General features: G+C 26.8%; 18 protein-coding genes. 14 read left to right on the top strand and 4 right to left on the bottom strand.

The window, feature by feature from the left end:
• The first annotated feature begins 3 nt into the window (after positions 1–3).
• Both EII29_RS00145 and EII29_RS00150 read left to right on the top strand, forming a co-directional pair.
• Positions 4–846 (top strand): hypothetical protein, encoded by an 843-nt coding sequence (locus EII29_RS00145; RefSeq protein ID WP_125235516.1) that lies wholly within the window; start codon positions 4–6, stop codon positions 844–846.
• A gap of 41 nt (positions 847–887) precedes the next feature.
• Positions 888–1,421, top strand: coding sequence for a hypothetical protein (locus EII29_RS00150; RefSeq protein ID WP_125235517.1), 534 nt, complete (start codon positions 888–890; stop codon positions 1,419–1,421).
• Positions 1,422–1,527: 106 nt separating this feature from the next.
• Here EII29_RS00150 and EII29_RS00155 read toward each other — a convergent pair whose 3' ends face one another.
• On the bottom strand, positions 1,528–2,010 hold the full coding sequence (locus EII29_RS00155; protein ID WP_125235518.1) for a DUF5362 family protein: 483 nt from the start codon (positions 2,008–2,010) through the stop codon (positions 1,528–1,530).
• 308 nt (positions 2,011–2,318) lie between these two features.
• On the opposite strand from EII29_RS00155, the gene EII29_RS00160 reads away from it, so the two are divergent.
• The 12 genes from EII29_RS00160 (at position 2,319) to murJ (ending at position 16,853) form a co-directional block, all read left to right on the top strand.
• The gene (locus tag EII29_RS00160; protein WP_125235519.1) at positions 2,319–3,518 is read left to right on the top strand and encodes an acetyl-CoA carboxylase biotin carboxylase subunit family protein; all 1,200 of its coding nucleotides are present in this window, start codon (positions 2,319–2,321) and stop codon (positions 3,516–3,518) included.
• Between the two features lie 47 nt (positions 3,519–3,565).
• Positions 3,566–4,306 (top strand): esterase family protein, encoded by a 741-nt coding sequence (locus EII29_RS00165; protein ID WP_125235520.1) that lies wholly within the window; start codon positions 3,566–3,568, stop codon positions 4,304–4,306.
• 442 nt (positions 4,307–4,748) lie between these two features.
• On the top strand, positions 4,749–6,482 hold the full coding sequence (locus EII29_RS00170) for an ABC transporter ATP-binding protein (RefSeq protein ID WP_125235521.1): 1,734 nt from the start codon (positions 4,749–4,751) through the stop codon (positions 6,480–6,482).
• Entirely contained in the window at positions 6,475–8,361 is a 1,887-nt protein-coding gene (locus EII29_RS00175; RefSeq protein WP_125235522.1) for an ABC transporter ATP-binding protein, read from the top strand. The genes EII29_RS00170 and EII29_RS00175 overlap by 8 nt, the downstream gene beginning before the upstream one ends.
• Before the next feature lie 71 nt (positions 8,362–8,432).
• Entirely contained in the window at positions 8,433–9,029 is a 597-nt protein-coding gene (locus EII29_RS00180) for a YdcF family protein (protein ID WP_125235523.1), read from the top strand.
• A gap of 59 nt (positions 9,030–9,088) precedes the next feature.
• A complete protein-coding gene (locus tag EII29_RS00185; RefSeq protein ID WP_125235524.1) occupies positions 9,089–9,616 on the top strand; it encodes a hypothetical protein in 528 nt (175 codons plus the stop codon).
• A 52-nt stretch (positions 9,617–9,668) separates the two neighbouring features.
• Complete coding sequence (galU, locus tag EII29_RS00190) at positions 9,669–10,574, top strand: UTP--glucose-1-phosphate uridylyltransferase GalU (RefSeq protein ID WP_125235525.1); 906 nt, start codon at positions 9,669–9,671, stop codon at positions 10,572–10,574.
• Between the two features lie 412 nt (positions 10,575–10,986).
• Entirely contained in the window at positions 10,987–12,084 is a 1,098-nt protein-coding gene (locus EII29_RS00195; protein WP_125235526.1) for an autotransporter outer membrane beta-barrel domain-containing protein, read from the top strand.
• A gap of 11 nt (positions 12,085–12,095) precedes the next feature.
• Positions 12,096–13,613, top strand: coding sequence for an NAD(P)H-hydrate dehydratase (locus tag EII29_RS00200; RefSeq protein WP_125235527.1), 1,518 nt, complete (start codon positions 12,096–12,098; stop codon positions 13,611–13,613).
• A 72-nt stretch (positions 13,614–13,685) separates the two neighbouring features.
• Positions 13,686–14,687 carry a riboflavin biosynthesis protein RibF gene (gene ribF, locus EII29_RS00205; RefSeq protein WP_125235528.1) on the top strand — a complete coding sequence of 334 codons (1,002 nt, stop codon included), beginning with the start codon at positions 13,686–13,688 and terminating at the stop codon, positions 14,685–14,687.
• The gene (locus EII29_RS00210) at positions 14,653–15,351 is read left to right on the top strand and encodes a ScpA family protein (protein WP_125235529.1); all 699 of its coding nucleotides are present in this window, start codon (positions 14,653–14,655) and stop codon (positions 15,349–15,351) included. The genes ribF and EII29_RS00210 overlap by 35 nt, the downstream gene beginning before the upstream one ends.
• Positions 15,352–15,371: 20 nt before the next feature.
• On the top strand, positions 15,372–16,853 hold the full coding sequence (murJ, locus tag EII29_RS00215; protein ID WP_125235530.1) for a murein biosynthesis integral membrane protein MurJ: 1,482 nt from the start codon (positions 15,372–15,374) through the stop codon (positions 16,851–16,853).
• Between the two features lie 880 nt (positions 16,854–17,733).
• Here the strand turns inward: murJ and EII29_RS00220 are convergent.
• From EII29_RS00220 to EII29_RS00230, 3 genes are all read right to left on the bottom strand, one after another.
• Positions 17,734–19,179: an acyl-CoA dehydrogenase family protein gene (locus EII29_RS00220; protein ID WP_125235531.1), complete on the bottom strand. Its 1,446-nt coding sequence runs from the start codon at positions 19,177–19,179 to the stop codon at positions 17,734–17,736.
• 738 nt (positions 19,180–19,917) lie between these two features.
• Positions 19,918–20,298: a helicase gene (locus EII29_RS00225; RefSeq protein WP_125235532.1), complete on the bottom strand. Its 381-nt coding sequence runs from the start codon at positions 20,296–20,298 to the stop codon at positions 19,918–19,920.
• Positions 20,299–20,355: 57 nt separating this feature from the next.
• Positions 20,356–21,018 (bottom strand): trimeric intracellular cation channel family protein, encoded by a 663-nt coding sequence (locus tag EII29_RS00230; protein ID WP_125235533.1) that lies wholly within the window; start codon positions 21,016–21,018, stop codon positions 20,356–20,358.
• Positions 21,019–21,126 lie beyond the last annotated feature (108 nt).

The following is a 21,126-nucleotide window of genomic DNA, read 5'->3' on the forward strand; positions in this document are numbered from 1 at the left end:
AAAATGAAGAAAAATAAAAAAATGGGCTTATGGAGTACGGTTATCTGGAATTTGACACTGTTCGGTATCGTAATAATTTTATTTATATACTTTTTATTAAGATATATAAATAAAGGATTGAATACTCCGGAAGAATATATTTTTCTTATAGTAATAGGATTATTTATCATAGCAAATATAAATCCGACATTTAAAAACATTAAAAAAATTTATTTATATTATAAAGAAGAAAGAGAAGAAATATTTATATGTGAGTGCAGTTTTATGAAAATGTATCAAAAATTAAGCCTGAGAAGGATGTTTTTAGCATTGATACTTCCTTTAGCAATGATTTTAGCTACTCTATTAACATTCCTTATTTTCGCTAATCAAATATTTTCCCGAAGAGAAATGCTTCATTCTTGGACTTTTATATTTTCAATTATTCCGAAAGATTTTTTTATGGTTATTATTATCTTATCTTTTTTCCTGTTTTTAAAAATTTATTTGATACAGAAATATAATATAGAACTTCTTTTTAAAATTTATGATACAGCTACACAAGAAGAAATAGAGATTTTAGACAGTATACAGGAAAAACGACATGGATATGTCTTTACTAAAAATTTTCTAATAAACTGGGACGGCTTTCTCAATATAATTCCACTGAAAGAGATAAAAGAAATAAAATACATAAAATATTTTTATCTGGTAGTATATGGAACAAGACTAAGAATTAAATCTGATAAAAAATATACAATATGGGCTCATGGACCATCTGAAGATGAATGGATAGAAAGAGGCTTTTTATCACCTCAGAAAAAATCCGGAAAAAGTATTAATATGGATATAAACATACCTATGTAAAATTTAAAAATGAACGTTATTTGTTTTAAGGAGGAAATTACATGGAAATCTTTACTTCTCAAATCGACTTAATCAGGAAAATGGGATTTAGTAACTGGATCGGGACTTATCCTGTCAATCCTCTTACTATAGTTACAACAGTGTTAATTATCGGTTTTATAGTTTTAATTGTAAATGCTAAAGTAAAAAAGAATAATGCCAAAAGAAATAAAGTTGAAGGAGCGGCTCTTGTAATATTAAAAAAGCAAAATTCATTTAATAATGATTTTGCCGAACAGGTAAGAGTAATGGAAGTTAATGGAAAAAAAGCTGACTGTTTTTTTTATAAAACAAGACCTGCTATCTATTTAGATCCGGGTAAAAATGAATTAATTGTCTATGCGGAATGGGCACAAAGTATCCAAAAATTTTTTAAAACCAAACCCGAAAAAATAAATCTGAACTTAAATTACAACACGGTATACACTCTTTATTATATAATTGAAACGCAACAATACTTACTTTGTAAAGGAGACAGATATGAAAGAGAAAAATGGGAAAATTTTGTTAATAATGATGACCTCATTATCGGATAAATTATGCTGTATTATATTCAAAAAACTGCTCAACTAACTTAAATTAATAAAAAATATCGGAATGTAAAAATTACCTTGATATTTTTTATTAACTCATTAACTATTTTTATATATAATATATAAAAAATCCGAAAATTACAATTATAAAAATTATATATAAAATAAAGAATATTATGCCTATTATCATAAGAATTAAAGTGTATTTACAGGCTTTTCCATAAGATTCAAAATATTGTCTCAATTCTTCTCCCTTTTTATTATATTGGAGATTTTCAAGAACCTTTGAAGATTCAAGGAGTTTAAGTCCTATTAAAACAGTCGGAACTCCCGTTAATAATCCGATTACTGTAAGTGATGCTAAAATACCTGAAATCATATTCAATATACCTGTTATCTTATTAGTCAGTATAATTGTTTTTAAATTTTTAACTGTAATACTGTCTAAATTAAAAGTAATATTATCGGAATTATTATTTTCCGAATGAAAATTATCATATTTATAAATTGTTTCTTCCGCTTTCTGTATCAGTTCATTTGAATCACCTTCTTCATCATTCAGTTTTTTTCTTATATCATCTTCAATATTCATACAAATTCCACCTCTTTAATATAATATAATTTATTTTACTATATATGAATTTTATAGTCAATAGCTATATTTTTCACGATTTTCTTGAAAAAATACATTTAACCTTTCTTATAAATTTTTAATTAAAAACTAATTCAAATTTCACTGAAAAGTAAAAATGCCCGTTCACTGTAAAAAATATTTTATTATGCTTATTTTACATATTTTATGGATTGCAAAATTTAAATTCATCGAAATAATTAATTATTTAAAAAATATATTATATATGCTATAATTCATTAATTAAAAAATGAAAGGAGATAAATAGTATGAATTTTGTTTATATTTCACCTCAATTTCCAAAAACAAACTGGAATTTTTGTGACAGACTTAAACAAAACGGGGTAACGGTATTGGGAATCGCAGATGTATCTTATGATGAATTGGACGAAAAACTGAAAAATTCTCTAACTGAATATTATAAGGTTTCATCATTGGAAAATTATGATGAAGTACTCAGAGCTGTAGGTTATTTTACTTTTAAATACGGAAAAATAGACTGGTTGGAGTCAAATAATGAATATTGGCTGGAACAGGACTCAAAACTCCGTACTGATTTTAATATAAATTCAGGAATAAAGTCCGATGAAATTCTTAATATAAAAGAAAAGTCACTTATGAAAAATTCTTATAAAAAAGCTGAAATAGGAACGGCGGCTTATCATATAGTTTCTACATTGAAAGAAGGCAAGAAATTTATAGAAAAAGTGGGGTTTCCTGTAGTTGTAAAACCTGATAACGGAGTAGGAGCAAGTAACACTTACAGAATAAAAAATGAAAAAGAATTAAAAAAATTTTATGAAAATCTTCCTGACATGAAATATATTATGGAGGAATATGTTTCAGGGGATCTTGTTTCTTATGATGCAATTATAGATGCCGAGGGAAATCCTATTTTTGAATCGGGAATAACATGGGAACCTACAATTATGGATATTGTAAATGAAGGACTTGATTTGTATTATTATGTAAGAAAGGAACTCCCGAAAAAACTAATTGATGCAGGAAGAAGAACTGTCAAAGGTTTTGGAGTAAAAAGCCGTTTTATTCATATGGAATTTTTCAAACTTCTTGAAGACAAAAAAGGACTGGGGAAAAAGGGAGATTATATCGGTCTTGAAGTAAATATGCGACCGGCAGGAGGGTACACTCCTGATATGTATAATTATGCCAATAACACTGATGTATATCAAATATGGGCAGATATGATAGCATTTGGAAAAATTGTTAATGTTCCTGCCAATAGCGAACTTGAAAAATATTATTGTGTGTACGTAAGCAGAAGAGACAGCAAAAATTATATCCATACACACGAAGAAATCATTGAAAAATATAACAGCAATCTTGTGATGTATGAGAGAATGCCTGAACTTTATTCAGCAGCAATGGGAAACAACATGTATACTGCAAAATTTTTATCAAAAGAAAAAATGGAAGAATTTGTAGATTTTGTACATAAAATCCAATAATATTTTCAAAATAAATATAAAACTAAAGTTATTAGAAAGGGGCAAAAATGTACACTGAATATAGAAAAGAATACAGCAATTACTTAAATAAAGAAACAGAATTTAAGAGATATGGAAATATTGGAAAACCGTGTCTCGTTTTTCCTCCCCAAGATGGGAAATTTCATGATTATGAAGATTTTAAAATGGTTGAAGCATTATCAGAATTCATTGAACAAGGGAAAATACAGCTTTTCTGTGTAGACAGTATTGACAGTGAAACATGGTCGGATAGGAATGGAAACCCGAGAGCAAGAATTGAAAAACAAGAAAATTGGTTTAAATATATATCTGAAGAATTTATTCCGAAAATTCATAATCTGACAGGAAGAAAGGACATTATAGTAACAGGCTGCAGCATGGGCGGTTCTCATGCCGGAATTTTATTTTTCCGTAGGCCCGATTTATTTGATACTCTTATTTCATTAAGTGGGGCTTATAATCCGTCAATGTTTTTTGGAGATTATATGGATAATCTTATTTATGATAATTCTCCCGTTCATTTTCTAAAAAATATGCCGTCAGATCACTATTACCTGGATCTATACAGACAAAAAAACATAATAATCTGTATAGGTCAGGGAGCATGGGAAGAAGATCTTATACCCGGAAATAAGGAAATGGAAATAATACTTAAAGAAAAAAATGTTCCTGCATGGGTTGATTTTTGGGGATATGATGTAGCTCATGATTGGAATTGGTGGCAAGTACAAATAAAATACTTTATAGAAAAAGTGCTCAATAAATAAATTTTAATATAAAATGATAATAGTTTTATTTATAAAAATAATTCAACTTAACGAATTACAGTCACTTTAAAATTTTGATTTTAAGATATTAGAAATAGAGGTTATTCTTTAATTATCAAAATATATAGGTCTATATTAAAAAGTAGACATATTATTTATTTTATGTTATTATAAATTCAGAAATTTGAATTTAATTGTGAATTATATAAGAAAATCTTAAAAGCATTAACAAATCTTTCAATTTGAAAGAAATTGTTGTGCTTTTAATTTTATATGTCTTATAATTTTTTTCAATACTGTTAACTAAATAAATATTTCTCAGTATTATTCAATGAAACTATATTTTTCAAAAAAATTTGAATAATTTAAATGAAAAGTAATCTGATAAATAAAATATAGGCATAATATTAAATAATTATGTTATGGAAAGGAAAATGAAAATATGTTGAAAAAATTATTTTCATATGTAGGAGAATATAAAAAAGCATCAATTTTATCCCCGTTATTCATTTCAGTGGAAGTTATGCTGGAGATATTAATTCCGTTCCTGATGTCATCAATAATAGATGACGGACTTAGTAAAGGAAATATGAAACATATATATTTTATAGGATTTATAACTTTTATAGTAGCTATAATATCCCTTTTTGCAGGATTTGTTGCCGGAAGATATGCCGCAAAAGCTTCAGCAGGATTTGCAAAAAATATAAGACAGGCAGTTTTTTACAAAATACAGGAATTTTCCTTTGGAAATATAGACAAATTTTCTACCGCAGGACTTATAACAAGATTTACCACAGATATTGCAAATTTACAAATTTCATATCAAATGATTCTGAGAATTTTTGTCAGAGCTCCCTTAATGCTTATTTTTGCAATAATGATGACCATTTACATAAATGCAGGATTATCTCTTATATTTCTCGGAGCAGCCGCAATTTTAGGAATCGTAATGATTGTAGTTATTTTTAAAGTGTATCCTATATTTTCCAATGTAATGAGAAAATATGACAAATTAAATTCCAAATTACGGGAAAATATTAACGGAATTAGGGTTGTAAAATCTTACGTAAGAGAAAGTCATGAAACAAATGAATTTAAAAAATCTACAAGTGAACTAAAAAATATGCTATTAAGTGCAGAAAAAATTACAATATTTGTTTCTCCTGCAATGTTATTCTGTATGTATTCATGTATTATTCTACTTTCATGGTTCGGATCAAAAATGATAGTTATAGGAAATTTAACTACAGGACAACTTATGAGCTTATTTTCATATACTTCCAATATACTCATAAGTATACTTATGGTAGCAATGATAATTGTAAGACTGAGTATTTCAAAAGCTTCCGGGAAGCGTATAGTGGAAGTATTAAATGAAGATCCTGCTATAAAAAATATTGAAAACCCTGTATTTGAAGTAAAAGACGGTTCAATTTTATTTAAGAATGTAAATTTCAGCTATAGTAACAATTCGGAAGTATTAAACCTTGAAAATATAAATTTGAATATAAAGCAAGGAGAAACTGTCGGAATAATAGGAGGAACAGGAAGTGCCAAATCCGCTCTTGTTCAGCTTATTCCAAGATTATACGATGTTCTTAGCGGTAAAGTGAAAGTAGGAGGAACAGATGTAAGAAAATACGATATAAAAACTTTAAGAGATAATGTAGCCATAGTATTACAGAAAAATGTACTATTTTCAGGTACTATAAAAGAAAATCTTTTATGGGGTAACAAAAAAGCAACGGAAGAAGAAATTGTAAATGCATGCCGTCTTGCTCAGGCAGATGAATTTATTCAAAAATTTCCCGATAAATACAATACTCATATAGAACAGAACGGTTCCAATGTTTCGGGAGGACAGAAACAACGTTTATGTATAGCCAGAGCCTTACTTAAAAAGCCTAAAATACTTATTCTGGACGATTCTACAAGTGCAGTTGATACAAAAACGGATAAATTAATAAGGGAAGCCTTCAAAAATAATATTCCCCATATTACAAAAATTATTATTGCCCAGAGGATTTCTTCAATTAAAGATGCTGATAAAATTATAGTTCTGGATGATGGAAAAATAGTCAATATGGGAACTCATGAAGAATTAATGATATCAAGCAAAATATATAAAGAAGTGTTAGATTCTCAAAAAGAAGGAGGAAGCGGAAATGAGTAGAACTGACAAAAAAATGAATAAAGTAAAATCTTTCAAAGCTCTTCTGCTTTTAATAAAATATATGTTCAGATTATATAAATTTCATTTTATCGCCATACTTATATTCATATTTCTGAACTCTTTATGCATGGTCAGAGGAACTCTTTATATAAAACGGCTTATTGACGGTTATATTGTTCCAAATATAGGAAACCCCGATATCAGTTATACTCCTTTATTAAAAATCATTTTTTCAATGATAATAACATATTTAGCAGGAATAGGATTCAGCTATTTTACAGGAAGACTTATGATAGTTACTGCTCAAGGCACATTAAAACAGTTGAGAGATGATGTATTTTCTCATATGGAAAAATTTCCGATAAAATATTTTGATACTCATGCTCATGGAGATATAATGAGTATCTATTCAAGTGATATTGATGCATTAAGGGATATGATCACAGAAAGTCTTACACAGATAATATCAGCAGCAGTAACTATTTTAAGTGTGTTAATTTCAATGTTTTTATTAAATATTCCTTTAACGATTTTTGCTATTTTTATGGTAATCCTCATAATTACAGTTACAAAAATAATTTCAGGAAAAAGCGGAAAAAATTTCAGGAAACAACAACAGAATATAGGTATTACAAATGGTTATATAAAAGAAATGCTTGAAGGTCTGAAAGTAGTCAAAGTTTTTTCTTATGAGGAGGAAATAAAAAAGAAATTTGACATTATAAATGAAAGCGTATTCATAAGTTCAAATAACGCGAATAAATATGCAAATATTTTAGCTCCTATTGTAAGTAATTTGGGGAATATAAATTTTGTACTTACTGCTTCAATAGGATCATTTTTAGCTCTTTCAGGTATAGGAAAATTTACTTTAGGAGGACTTGCTTCATTTTTACAGTTTACAAAAACATTAAATCAGCCTATAGCACAAACAACTCATCAAATAAATTCCGTTATGTTGGCTGCAGCGGGAGCTCAAAGAGTGTTTGATCTGCTCAATGAAGAACCTGAATCTGATGAAGGAAATGTCACTCTTGTAAATGCAGAATATGATGAAAAAAACAATATTATGGAAGTTGACAGACATACCGGTGTATGGGCATGGAAATATCCTCATAAAAATGGTAATACGACATACAAAAGACTTCTTGGAAATGTTGTATTTGAAAATGTGAAATTCGGTTATAATAATGAAAGAATTATTTTGCATGATATAAATTTATATGCCGAACCGGGTCAGAAAATAGCCTTTGTAGGTGCAACCGGAGCCGGAAAAACTACTATTACTAATCTTATAAACAGATTTTATGATATTCAGAGCGGAAAAATAAAATATGACGATATAGACATTAAAAAAATTAAAAAATCTGATTTAAGAAAATCACTTGGAATAGTATTACAGGATATTCATTTATTTTCAGGGACAGTTTCAGATAATATAAAGTACGGAAAACCTAATGCTTCCCAAGAGGAAGTAGTTGCAGCGGCAAAACTTGCAAATGCTCATAATTTTATAAAACATCTCCCTGAAGGATATGACACATATCTGAATAATGGAGGAGCAAATCTCTCCCAAGGTCAAAGGCAATTGCTTTCAATAGCAAGAGCGGCAATAGTTGATCCTCCTGTGCTTATACTGGATGAGGCTACATCAAGTATAGATACGAGAACTGAAAAAATAGTTCAGGAAGGAATGGATAAATTGATGAAAGGTAGAACTGTATTTGTAATAGCACATAGACTTTCTACAATAAAAAATTCTGACGTAATAATGGTTCTTGAACAAGGAAGAATAATTGAAAGAGGAAATCATGAAGAACTTCTAAAACAGAAAGGAGCTTACTATCAACTTTACACGGGAGGATTTAACACTGAATAAAACATAAAAGCATATTAGAAATTTATGTATTTTTCAAATCAATTATAACAAAACTTTATGAAAGGATTATAATGCTATCGAAAAGTAAAAAAATATTGAAAATTATGTTTATTTTATTTTTAATACTCTTTGTTTTTATACAGTTTCTTATTATTTCAGGAATGAAAGATGAGAGTAATGAAAAAGTTGATTATGTCGTAATTTTAGGAGGAAGAGTTTACGGAAATGTTCCTTCCGCCTCTTTGAAAGAACGAATAAAAACAGCAGCGGAATATTTAAAGAAACATCCTGAGGTTAAAGCGGTCGCTTCAGGGGGAAAAGGAAAAGGGGAAGATATTTCAGAAGCTGAAGTAATAAAAAAAGAATTAATTAAAAGAGGAATAAATGAAAACAGTATTTTATCTGAAGATAAATCCCGTACAACTGTGGAAAATTTAAAATTCAGTATAAAAAAAATAAATTCAACTGAAAATAAAAATGGAAATTTTAAAATACTTATCGTAACTAACGAATATCATTTATACAGGGCAAAAAAAATTGCTGAAAAATTAGGAATTAAAGCCTATGGTCTGAGTGCCAAAACTCCTTTAATTTCTGTTCCGAAATCTCATATAAGGGAATTTGCAGCAATAATAAAATATTATTTTAAAAAAAATAATATAAAATAATAAAATATTTGTGGTATAATAATATTATAAAATAAATTTGGAAAATAAGAGGGAAAATAATGAAAAAACTATTATTAACAGCATTTTTGGTACTAGGAATTCAATCATTAAGTTGTGAATTTATGAATAATCCTGATGTTCTGTTGGGAAGAATAATTACAAAAATAAAACAGGGGAAAAAAACACAAGACATATTCTGTGACAGTGAAGAAATAAAAATGGCATATTATCTTGTAGAAAACGGAGACTATAATTTAAATATCGGAATAAATATCGGAATAGGAGAACAAACTACAAATAATGATTTCAAAAATGATTTTTATAAAAAACTATCTGAATATACCGAACTTCTAAAAACAGTTGACAGAAAAAATTTAAACGGTTTGCCTCTACCTGATAAGGAAGTATTAAGATTTTTTGGTCAAATTCAGCCTAATAAAAATTTCTTTTTCATAGGAAAATATGAATATGACAGAAAAACGGACAAATATAAAATGATAGTGAATTTAAAAGGAAAACAGATTTTTGAGCAAATGGGTCTTTTTAACGGAATTCAGGTAGAATATTCCGATGAAATTATATTTTAATTTAACACGTAAAATTATTGTTTAAATAAAAATTTAAAACAGGAGTGAAAAAATGAATCTGAAAAAAATTAGAAAAGCAGTAATTCCGGCAGCAGGATTAGGCACAAGAGTGCTGCCTGCAACAAAGGCTCAACCTAAAGAAATGCTCGCAATAGTGGATAAACCTGCTTTGCAATATCTGGTTGAAGAACTTGTAGAATCAGGAATAGAAGAAATACTTATAGTAACAGGAAGAAATAAAGTTTCCATTGAAAATCATTTTGATTATTCTTATGAATTGGAAAAAACTCTTGAAGAAAACGGGAAAAAAGATTTGTTAAAAGTAGTACATGATATTTCAAAAATGTCAAATATTTATTATGTAAGACAAAAAAAGCCTCTAGGTCTGGGGCATGCTATCGGTTGTGCTGAAGCATTTGTAGGAAATGAACCTTTTGTAGTTCTGCTCGGAGATGATGTAATATACACTGATTCGGCTAAAGGTGAAATTCCTGTAACTAAACAGCTTATAAATAAATACGAGCAATTAAATGGAGGGACTATTTTAGGAGTACAAGAAGTTCCTGAAAAAAATGTAAATAAATATGGAATTATTTCTCCTTTAAAAAAAATAGACGAATCTACTGTAGAAGTTGCAGATTTTGTTGAAAAACCATCTCTGGAAGAAGCACCGAGCAAACTGGCAGCACTGGGAAGATATGTGTTAGAACCTGAAATCTTCAGCTTTTTGAAAAATACAAAACCCGGAAAAGGTGGAGAAATACAGTTGACAGATGCCATACTTGATATGAAAAAATCGGGAAATAAATTATATGCTTATGATTTTAAAGGATTGAGATATGATACAGGCGATAAGTTCGGCATGTTTGTAGCAAACATTGAATTCGGGCTACGTCATCCTGAATTAAAAGATAAAGCCCAAGAATATTTAAAAAATTTATATGAAAAAATAAAATAAATTTATTAATGTTTCATAAAAATTTCTATTTTTGCATCCATACTTTTGTACTGAATCATTATAAAGTTAAAAAATGTGGAATAAAAAAGGTTTTTATGGAACTTTTTTAATATAATTTTCATAAAAAATATAAAAATAAGAAAAAAATATGTTTATCATTATAGTTAAATACGGTATAATAAAGAAATGATTTATTTTTGAATTTTTTTAAAACTTACAAAAATCAGTCTTATCTGAGTTTTATATATTTAAAAAGTTTTTATTGCTTTAAATAAATTATGATTGTTTTTTTTATAAAACTTAAATATTTAAAAATAGAACTCAAATAATATATAATACAACTATTTAGAAATAAATTTTATTTTAATTAATGTCAAACTGAAAATAATTATAATTTTATGGAGATAATATAATGAAAAATATAATTTTATTTTATATACTTCTTGCTCTGTTTTCTACCCAAGGTTTTTCTTTCGGAGCAAATATATCTAAAAAAATAAATCAAAATAATAAAAACTATGAAAAAGTCTCAAAAGAACTTGAAACCACCAAAGAAAAAGAAAAAAAACTTGATAGACAGCTTGAAACAACAAAATGTACTGTCAAAAATTCAAAAAAGAAAAGTAATTTACCTTTATGTAAAGATTCAACAACTTTTTCCAGAAATACGACTACATATAAAAATAATAAAATATTAAAAGTATATTCTCCTGAAAATGAACCTTTACTTGAGATACCCATTATCGCGGAAACAAATACTAAAAGCGATAAAGGTAAAGACTTGAATTCAAATGGATTTAATAAAAGAACAAAAGAATATAAAGCAAGCTATGATCATAAAGTTGATGAAAAGCTTAAAGTAGGAATAGGGCTAAACCATAAAGATAAAGAAATAAGGCAAAACATAGCACAAACAAAACATAAAAAAAATATTGATGATAATAATGTATCAGTAAATACTGAATATGAAAAAAACGGTATAATTTATAAAGGAAAGGTAGAATATGGAACAGGACATTCTTATAAAAAAGGAATAAAAAATAACACCCCTTCAAGTCATTATGATTATATAAATTCCAAAGGAAATATTTCAGTAAAAAAAGATTTGGGAAATAATATAGAACTCGTGCCATCTGCAGGAGTTGAATGGAAAAATATAAATGAAAAAATGGCATCTAAAAACGGCAAAAGCTATTCATCAAATTCCGATTCCGATGTGATAGCTTCCACGGGAGTAAAACTCCAGCAGAAATACAATGATAAAATCAGATGGGAAATAGGAACTGAATATAAACAGAATATGAAAAATGTCTTTTCTGATAAAGGCAACTATAACAAAACTCTCAATAATGATACCTATAAACATAGAACACTTGTAACAGGAGGAAATGTAAAATATGAAAAAAATGATTCATTGACATACAAATTTGGATATAATTTTGAAAAAAACAGACTTTATAACAATCATGTCATAAACTTCGGAGTTATTTATCAACTAAAAGATCAATAATAGGAGGCGGTATGTTAATAGGAGGAAATGATACAACAAAGAAAATTGATAATTATGCTATAACTGTATTAGGAGTGCCGGGAAATGTTCTTATGGAAAATGCAGCAGTTTCTTTTATAAAACATATGGATATGACTTCCGACAGTTATCTTGTAATTTGTGGAAAAGGAAATAATGGTGGTGACGGTTATGCTATTGCAAGACAACTTCATGTTTCAGAAAAAAATGTATCTATTTTCTGTGTAGATAATATAAATATGAGTAATGACTGTAAAATAAATTATAATATATGTAAAAAATTAAATATGAAAATATATTATGATATTAAAGAATTGGAACATCTCCTTATCAACAGTAAAATAATAGTAGATGCTTTATTCGGAACCGGATTAAATTCTGAGGTTACAGGAAAGTTTAAAGATATAATTAAAAAAATAAATAAATTTTCCGTTAAAGCAAAAGTGTATTCAGTAGATATCCCTTCAGGAATTAACGGCGATACGGGAGAAATAATGGGAGAAGCGGTAAAAGCATTTAAAACCGTTTCTTTTGTTACATATAAAAAAGGATTTTTCAATAAAAAAAATGAAAGCTGTTTCGGGAATATAGAAATAGAAAATATAGGTATAAATGAAAATATTTTTTCAGAATTGACAGATGATTATTATCTTACCAAAAAATTCATTAGAAGATATATTATCGGACGTAATAAAGATTTTCATAAAGGAAATTTTGGAAAAGTACTAATTTTTGCAGGAAGTAAAGGTTTTTCAGGTGCTGCAAAAATAACTGTAAATTCTTGTGTCAGAAGTGGTGCAGGACTAGTCACTTTACTTACTTATATTGATATTGTTGACAATATCAGTTCATCTATCATAGAAGCAATGACAATCGAAATAGATAATAGCTGCCTTAAAAAAAACTTTGAAGAAATAGAAAAAGTAATTTTAAATTCTGATGTTGTTGCCATTGGACCGGGTATAGGAAAGACAGAAAATTCCTTTAATATTTTTAAAAAAATTATAAATTACAAAAAAAATAATAAAGGCAATAAAATAAATTTAGTTATAGATGCTGACGGATTGAATCTCCTTTCAGAAAATAAAAAAATTTTTGAAAAAATTAAAGGTAGAACTGTTTTAACACCTCATTTAGTTGAATTTTCAAGGTTAACAGGAATAACTCCTGAAAACATTGAAAAAAATAAATTTGAAATTTGTAAGAATTTTGCTTTATCCAAAGGGGTTATATTGCTTTTAAAAGGCAGAAATACTTTAATAACTAACGGAAAAAAAACTTATATAAACAGTACCGGAAATCCTCATATGGCAAACGGAGGAATGGGTGATTGTCTAACCGGGATAATTGCATCTCTTATAGGACAAAATTACGGATTAATAGAAAGTGCCAATATAGGTGCTTTTCTTCATGGATATATTGCTGACGAATTGCTGAAAAAACAATATATTATAAATGCTTCTCACATAATTCAAACTCTTCCTGAATATATGAGAAAATTATTTATATAAAATACTTGCTAATATTGGAAATAATATATATAATATAGTTCAGAATAAATTTTATTTAGGAAGTTGAAGAAAATGAGTATAAAAATAATTTCAAAAAATCAGAAAAATATAGAAGAATTTTTAAAATTTAGAAATATGAATTGTTCAAATGCTGATGATATAAAGGAAAGTCAGAATATTGTTATTTTGGGAAATTTTGATGGAGTCCATGAAGGACATAGAAAAATTTTTGACAGTGCTGTAAAAAAATCTCTTTTAAAAGGATATAAAAGCGTAGTTTATACTTTTTCTGAATATCCTCAAAAAAAGGAAAGTAGAATTACTACACCTTCGGAAAAACTGGAATTAATAAGTGGAGCTGATATTAATTACATATATTTAGATGAATTTGAAGATGTGAAAAATTTTTCACCTGAAGAATTTGTAGATAAAATTTTAATTAAAACATTAAATACAAAAGAAATATACTGCGGATTCAATTTTACTTTTGGAAAAAATAAGTCAGGAAATATTAAAGTTCTTGACAATATAATTAGAGAAAAGTATAACAACAGTATAGCACTTAATGTTCAACCACCTGTCTTAGACAATGAAAACGAAATAATAAGCAGTACAAGGATAAGAAGGTATATTGAAAAGTCTGATTTGACTAAAATGAAAGAGCTGCTAGGACATAATTTTATTATTATGGGAAAAGTCATACATGGAAAAAAATTAGGAAGAACTCTAGGCTTTCCTACAGCAAATCTGACTTTTGAAAATAGGATTTATCCTGAATTTGGAGTATATGGAGTATATATTCACATCGAAGGAGAGAATAAAATTTACCATGGTGCAATGAATATCGGTAAAAATCCCACTGTAGAAAGTGATTGCCTGAATGTAGAAACGCATATATTTGACTTTGACAAAGATATATATGGAAAAATTATATTAATCGAAATTCTTGAAAAAATAAGGGATGAAGTAAAACTCAATTCCTTAGATGAACTTATGAAAAAAATTGAGGATACTACTCATACTTGGAGAAAAAGAATAGATGAAAAATACTACGATACAAGTAAAAATAGATAATTTTGAAGGACCTCTTGACCTTCTTATACATTTAATTGAAAAAAAACAGATGAAAATTACTGAAATAAATATTTCACAAATAATAGATGATTACCTGATTTATATAAAACAACAAAAAAATGAAAATCTGAAAATAAAAGTTGAATTTTTGATTATGGCAACAGATCTTATTGAAATAAAGGCATATTCAATATTAAACAAGGAAAAAAAGGATGAAAAAATAGAAGATCTTGAAAGAAAACTTATGGAGTACAAACTTTTTAAGGAAATTTCAGAATTATTTTCAGAATACGAAAATGAATATAATGTGCCATATAAACGAACAGGAACAAAAAATATTGAAACTGCCTTAATAGAATACGATATCTCAAAATTGACTCTGGAAACTTTATTGAACAGCTTTAAAGCGTTATTGGAAGAGGAAGATAAGGAAAAGCTTATTTTAAATCTGGAAGAGGATTATTCCACAGAAGATGCGGTGGATGAAATAAATGAAATTATGATTACTGAAAATAGGATAAGTTTCAGTACATTATTGAAAAATAAATTTACAAAATCAAGAATAGTTTCGTTATTTTTATGTATACTCGAAATGTTTAAAAGCGGCTATATAGATATAGTCAGTGATGAAAAAGAATTTTATATACAAAAGTTATCATCATAACAGAAAGGTAAATTTTATTAATGTTTAAATCAAGTTTTATTGTTATGACCATAAATATGCTTAGTAGACTGCTCGGTCTAATAAGAGAAATGATAATAGGAAGTATGTTTGGAGCTACCGGATTTACTGATGCATATGTCAGTGCTACTAAGATTCCTAATTTTTTTACAACGTTGTTTGGAGAAGGCTCACTTGGAACGGTTTTTATTCCAATTTATAATAAAGGCCTTGAAGAAAAAGGAAAAGAAAAAACCGATGATTTTGTTTTTTCCCTATTGAACCTTATCATTGCCTTTACATCAACTTTATCAATTATAATGATAGTTTTTTCAAGACCAATTTTAAAAGTGACTACAGGATTTAATGATCCTCAGAGGTTTGAAATAGCAAATAATTTACTGAAAATAGTGGCATTTTATTTTTTATTTATTGCTCTTTCAGGGGTAGTTGCCTCACTTTTAAATAACTACAAAAAATTTGCTATTGCAGCTTCTACAGGACTTGTTTTTAACTTGACAATAATAATAGGAACTTTATTTACATCAAAAAAATGGGGAATTTATGGTTTGGGAACAGCATATCTGCTATCTGGAGTTTTTCAACTTGGGATGATGCTTCCCCAGTTTTTTCAAATAATGAAAAAATATAAATTCCTATTTAATCTCAAAGATGAATATGTTCAGGAAATGTTTAAACTCATGATACCTACATTAATAGGAATATTTGGATATCAAATTAATGAAATAGTAGATAATCGATTTGCTACCACTCTTCCTCCGGGAACTGCAAGTGCTTTAAATTATGCAAGTAGACTTTATTTATTACCAATAGGTGTCTTTGCAATATCATTATCGGTCGTAATTTTTCCTACATTATCACAAGCGGTAGTAAAAAAACAGACAAAAAAAGTAAAAAACACTATACAAAAAGGCCTGAATATGTTGGCATTTCTTATTATTCCGTCTTCGACCATACTTATGGGATATGCTGAGCCTATAGTTACACTTATATATAAAAGAGGACATTTTTCAGATAAAGGAGTTGTAATAACTTCAGAGGCACTACAATTTTATGCTTTAGGGCTTTTATTTTTTTCTACAATACATTTGCTGACACGAAGCCATTATGTATATAAAGACAGAATATTACCTGTGATTTCATCATTTACCGCAATCTTTATAAATATTTTATTGGATTTTCTCTTATATAAAAAATATGCCCATGTGGGACTTACAATTGCAACCTCCTTTTCAGCTATGATAAACTATATAATATTACTTATTTCTTTAAATAAAAGGCATATTAAGTTGAATAAAATGATTTATTTGAAATTTCTTTTTCTCTCGTCAGTAACATCACTTACTGCTTATTATATTTCAAATAAGATAAATACCCCTTATTTAGGAAAATTCAGTATTTTAATTAATATAGCAGCATTTGCTGTCTTATATCTGAGTATGTGGATAATATTAATAATGATAAAAAGATCAAAAAGAAAATAAAATATGAAACTTAGTCACTGTTTATGAGAGCAGTGATTTTTTATTTTACAAAGTATTTTTAAATTTCAAATAATTGTAAAAGTAAGAAAAAATAATAAATTGAAAAAATATACATTTAATATTTGAGTTAAATAAAAAATACAGATAATAAATGCAGAAGATTATTTAAAAAAAAGGGGTAAACTTGTTTCCGGTTTATTCAATAAACTTTTAAACGGTTTATTTTAATCTTGATTATAGTTTATTTTAAAAATGTGGAAAAGTAGATATTTTTTTTGTGTGTCTTTTTAAAAAATACACTGCATTTATTTGTTTACTTTAAATTTTCCTGTATTAAAAAAACAAAAGCAACATATTTATGTAGGAAATGTGGAAAACTTTTGAATAGTTTTCAAAATAAAAAAGGTTAAAAAATTACAGTACAAGTTTAAAATAAAATGTTAATCTGAATTTTAAAAAATTATTCAACAAGTTATTGAATAAAAAAATATATTATAAATTTTATGATTTTTTAATTTTTATAAAATTAGTAAAAATATTAAGTTTTTAATTTTATATATAATTAGAGAAGTGTTTTTAATCTAATAAAATTATTTTTTATAATATCTATAAGGCAAAATATATAGAAATGTTTTTAATTTTAAAATCATCGGAAATATGATTTCAAATTCTTTGCGAGGTGAAAATTGATATTTAATAATATAAATTTTAAAAAATAAAAAAACTGTTTTATAAATTAAACAGTTTTCCTATTTGTAATTTTATATTTATTCAAATGTAACTTAAAAAATATGTTATTAAAATTGGAAAATTATTTTTCACTTATAAAACAGTATTTTTTATAATAAACCGGATTATGCATAGCTTTTTTCTTAAATTTTTAGCAATATTCAAAATCTAAAATATCCTTTTTTATATCCTTAATAAGAAATTCTGATAAATCTGGAAGTTCTGTTTGAATTAGAACAAAAAGTTTGGATATAATTTTCCCTGTAAATACTTTCTTTATCTGGTCTATTTCATTTAAAGAATATTTTTTCATAAAAGATATAATGTCATCTATTTTTTGAATTATATTTTCTGTAGAAACGGAAAGCACTTTAAATCTTTTATCAGATATAAATCTATCATAAATAGTCAGTTCTTTGTTAATTTTTACTCCCATTTTCTTTTCTTCGGCAGTAGCTTTGGAAAATTGATCATAAATTTCTGCATATAGCATATCATTAGGACCTTCAAAAATAGTAAAAGGCCTAAAATCAATTGCAATGTTACTCATCGGATGGCCATACTCAAATCCTTTGGCACCTAATAATTTCTGAGCTGTTTTTGCAGCTTCATAAGTATAATCCGTTGATAAGCTTTTAATTATATTTGCTTCCATAAGTTTATCAGCTACCGACTTATCAGGAGAAATATTATTACAAGTATAATTATATAAAACTTGAGAAGCAGCATATTTTTTTCGAATTTCTTCAATTTCTCTTTCTACAAATTTTATCTCACTTCTTGAATATTTTTTTATATTTTTTAAAATATATTCCATTATTCCATGTGTCATTCCGATAAGCTGTAGACGACTTCTTATAAATATATTCTGAAATTCCCTTAATGAATTAGCTCTAGAGTCAGAAAGCTGAATAATATATTTTGAAGGTATAAGAGCATCAATTTTATTTACGGCATATCTTACAGCTTTCAAACCTTCCGATTTCAGTACATCATATTTTATATATTTTTTAGGTACAAATATAAGGCTTATAGCCTTTGAAATTCTCCCGTCTTTTTTTTCTTTGGCTGCAACAAGAAGAAAATCACTTTGGGAATTACCCTGCCAATATTTAGTAGATTTTAAACGAACAGTATTTTCATCAACATATTCATAATATGACTGCATTTCTTTAGCAATGGCAGAGCCTGATGTTTCTGGTTCAGTTATGGCAAGTCCGCCACCTTCACCGTTAAATATTAGTTCAAGTCCTTTTGTGATCTGTTCAGAATTTCCAAATTCGGTAAGTGGTTGAAGAACCAACGCCCCTTCAATTCCGGTTCTTAATGTTACAGGAACTCCATAATTTCCTGCAATTCTCAATACTTCCTGAATTTCAAATTGATTTGCTTTTCTTCCTCCAAATTTTTCAGTCAAAAAGGGTAAAAGTAATCCATGTTTTTTTATATAGAGCCATTTATCTTCAGGTAAATAGTTCATTAAATTTATTTTTTCCATATTTTCCGCTGAAAATATATCATTAAAAGCTTTCTTTATATTGTTCAGAAACTCATTAGTATTCATTTTTACAAGAGCTTCATCAATTAAATTAAGCATTTTATTACCTCCCTGTACAAATAGTGTATCTGCTAAGTTAATAAGTAAATTTTATTATTTAACAGACTTTATAATTTCAATTTATATGAAATAATTGTTATAAGTAAAATTAGATAGGTTAATATTAGTCATATTTATCCTTCATCCTTATAGTATAACAAGTGTTATTATATCACAAAGATGAAGCAATAACAATATAAACTTAATTATCAATTTTTAATTAAAAGTGAAAAAAGAGCCCCGAAGGGCTCAAAAAGGAGTTTATGAAGAAAAAAGTATATTGCTTTTGGTCAACATAAGTATAACGTTTTACAATTAGTTTCCACTTTGGAAGATATTTGTTTTATATTTGGAATCTGATAGTATTCCGGTAGAAATATAATTTATTGAAATAGGGTAGTAATTTTATATAGATATTTTGATTTATATTTTTAGTTTTAAATCCGTTTTATACATAACATATATTATCGGACCTAAAATAAAAATTTTATATTAACAATCAATTTATCATATTTACTCAATTAACATTAAATATAAAAGACTTCTTATAATATTTTCTTATTAGTTACATTCATTTTTATTTTAAAACTATATCTGTCCATTTTGGAAATTAATTTATCATATTATCAAAAATATTATATAAAAATATAAAATTTTTTTTAATTCCAAAATTCTAATTCGCCTTTTAAATTTCTCAATATATGTCGTTTGTATCTTTAAAAATATGTAAAAAATAATTTATAAATTAATTTTGCTATCTCTTATATACTTATAATAAATATTTTTTTCTTTTAAAAAATTTATATCATCTACAGAAAATGCTGTCAAAATGAATCTTGTACGACGTACATTTTTTTGATTTGATACAACTACAAAATAATAATTTTTTTCTATTTTTTTTTGATAAAAATGTTCTTTTTTAGAATTAGACCGTTTGGTCACATAATCAGGATTAATTAAAACATTACTTATAATTTCAAGTGTTATATTAGAATGTTTTTTTAAAATATGCTCTTCAAATTGTTTTTTATTTAATATAACTTCGGTGTGAAGTTTAGCATAAAATTTATATATTTCTATTTTTTTTCCTGTTTTTGTGTATCTTATTTTGATTTCCAATTTATTTCTCCAGTTTTATGTCATTTATTTAAGTCCGATAATATTTTATATTTTAAATTATTCTATTTTAGTTTTGGGTAAATTTATTTTATATTTTATAACTATCAATCTTATTACTAAAATTATAATAAATAAAACTATCATTGTCGGTATTCTTAAAAACTTAAATTTTATTACAAATATATGATAAACTATTCCTCCGCCAAAAGCTAATACTGCATAAATATCTTCTTTTAATACTATAGGAATTTCGGTGACAAGTAAATCTCTGACTATTCCTCCTCCTACTCCTGTAAGTACAGCTAAAGTAGCAGTTGTTACTATATTCAGCCCCATACTTATACTTTTATTTGCACCTATCAGTGTAAATGCAGCAAGCCCTACTGAATCAAATATAAGATTTGAAATAATAACTAACCTGTAAAGTTTTATTTTTTTCTGCCAAGATATTTTTATTCGTTTTTTTATTTTATTCATAAATACACAAATTATTCCTGAAGATATGACAGCTATGTATAATGCCTCAGGATTTACAAGAGCGTCAGGAATCTGATTTACTAATATATCACGTAAAATCCCTCCACCACAAGCTGTAAGTATAGCAAGTAAAGTTATACCAAATATATCAAGATTATGTTTTATTCCTTTTAATGCTCCTGAAGCTGCAAACGCTACAGTTCCTACATAATTACATATTATTAAAAATGTTTCAAATTTCAATTTTTTGTTAAACAGTTTTGAAAATAAGAATTTCTTTAAAACCGTTTTTCTCCTTTATACAATAAATTTACGTTAATTAAAGATAACGTATAATCCTTTTTCTATATA

Origin of the sequence: Leptotrichia sp. OH3620_COT-345 (assembly GCF_003932895.1) — a bacterium.
Taxonomy (GTDB): Bacteria; Fusobacteriota; Fusobacteriia; order Fusobacteriales; family Leptotrichiaceae; genus Pseudoleptotrichia.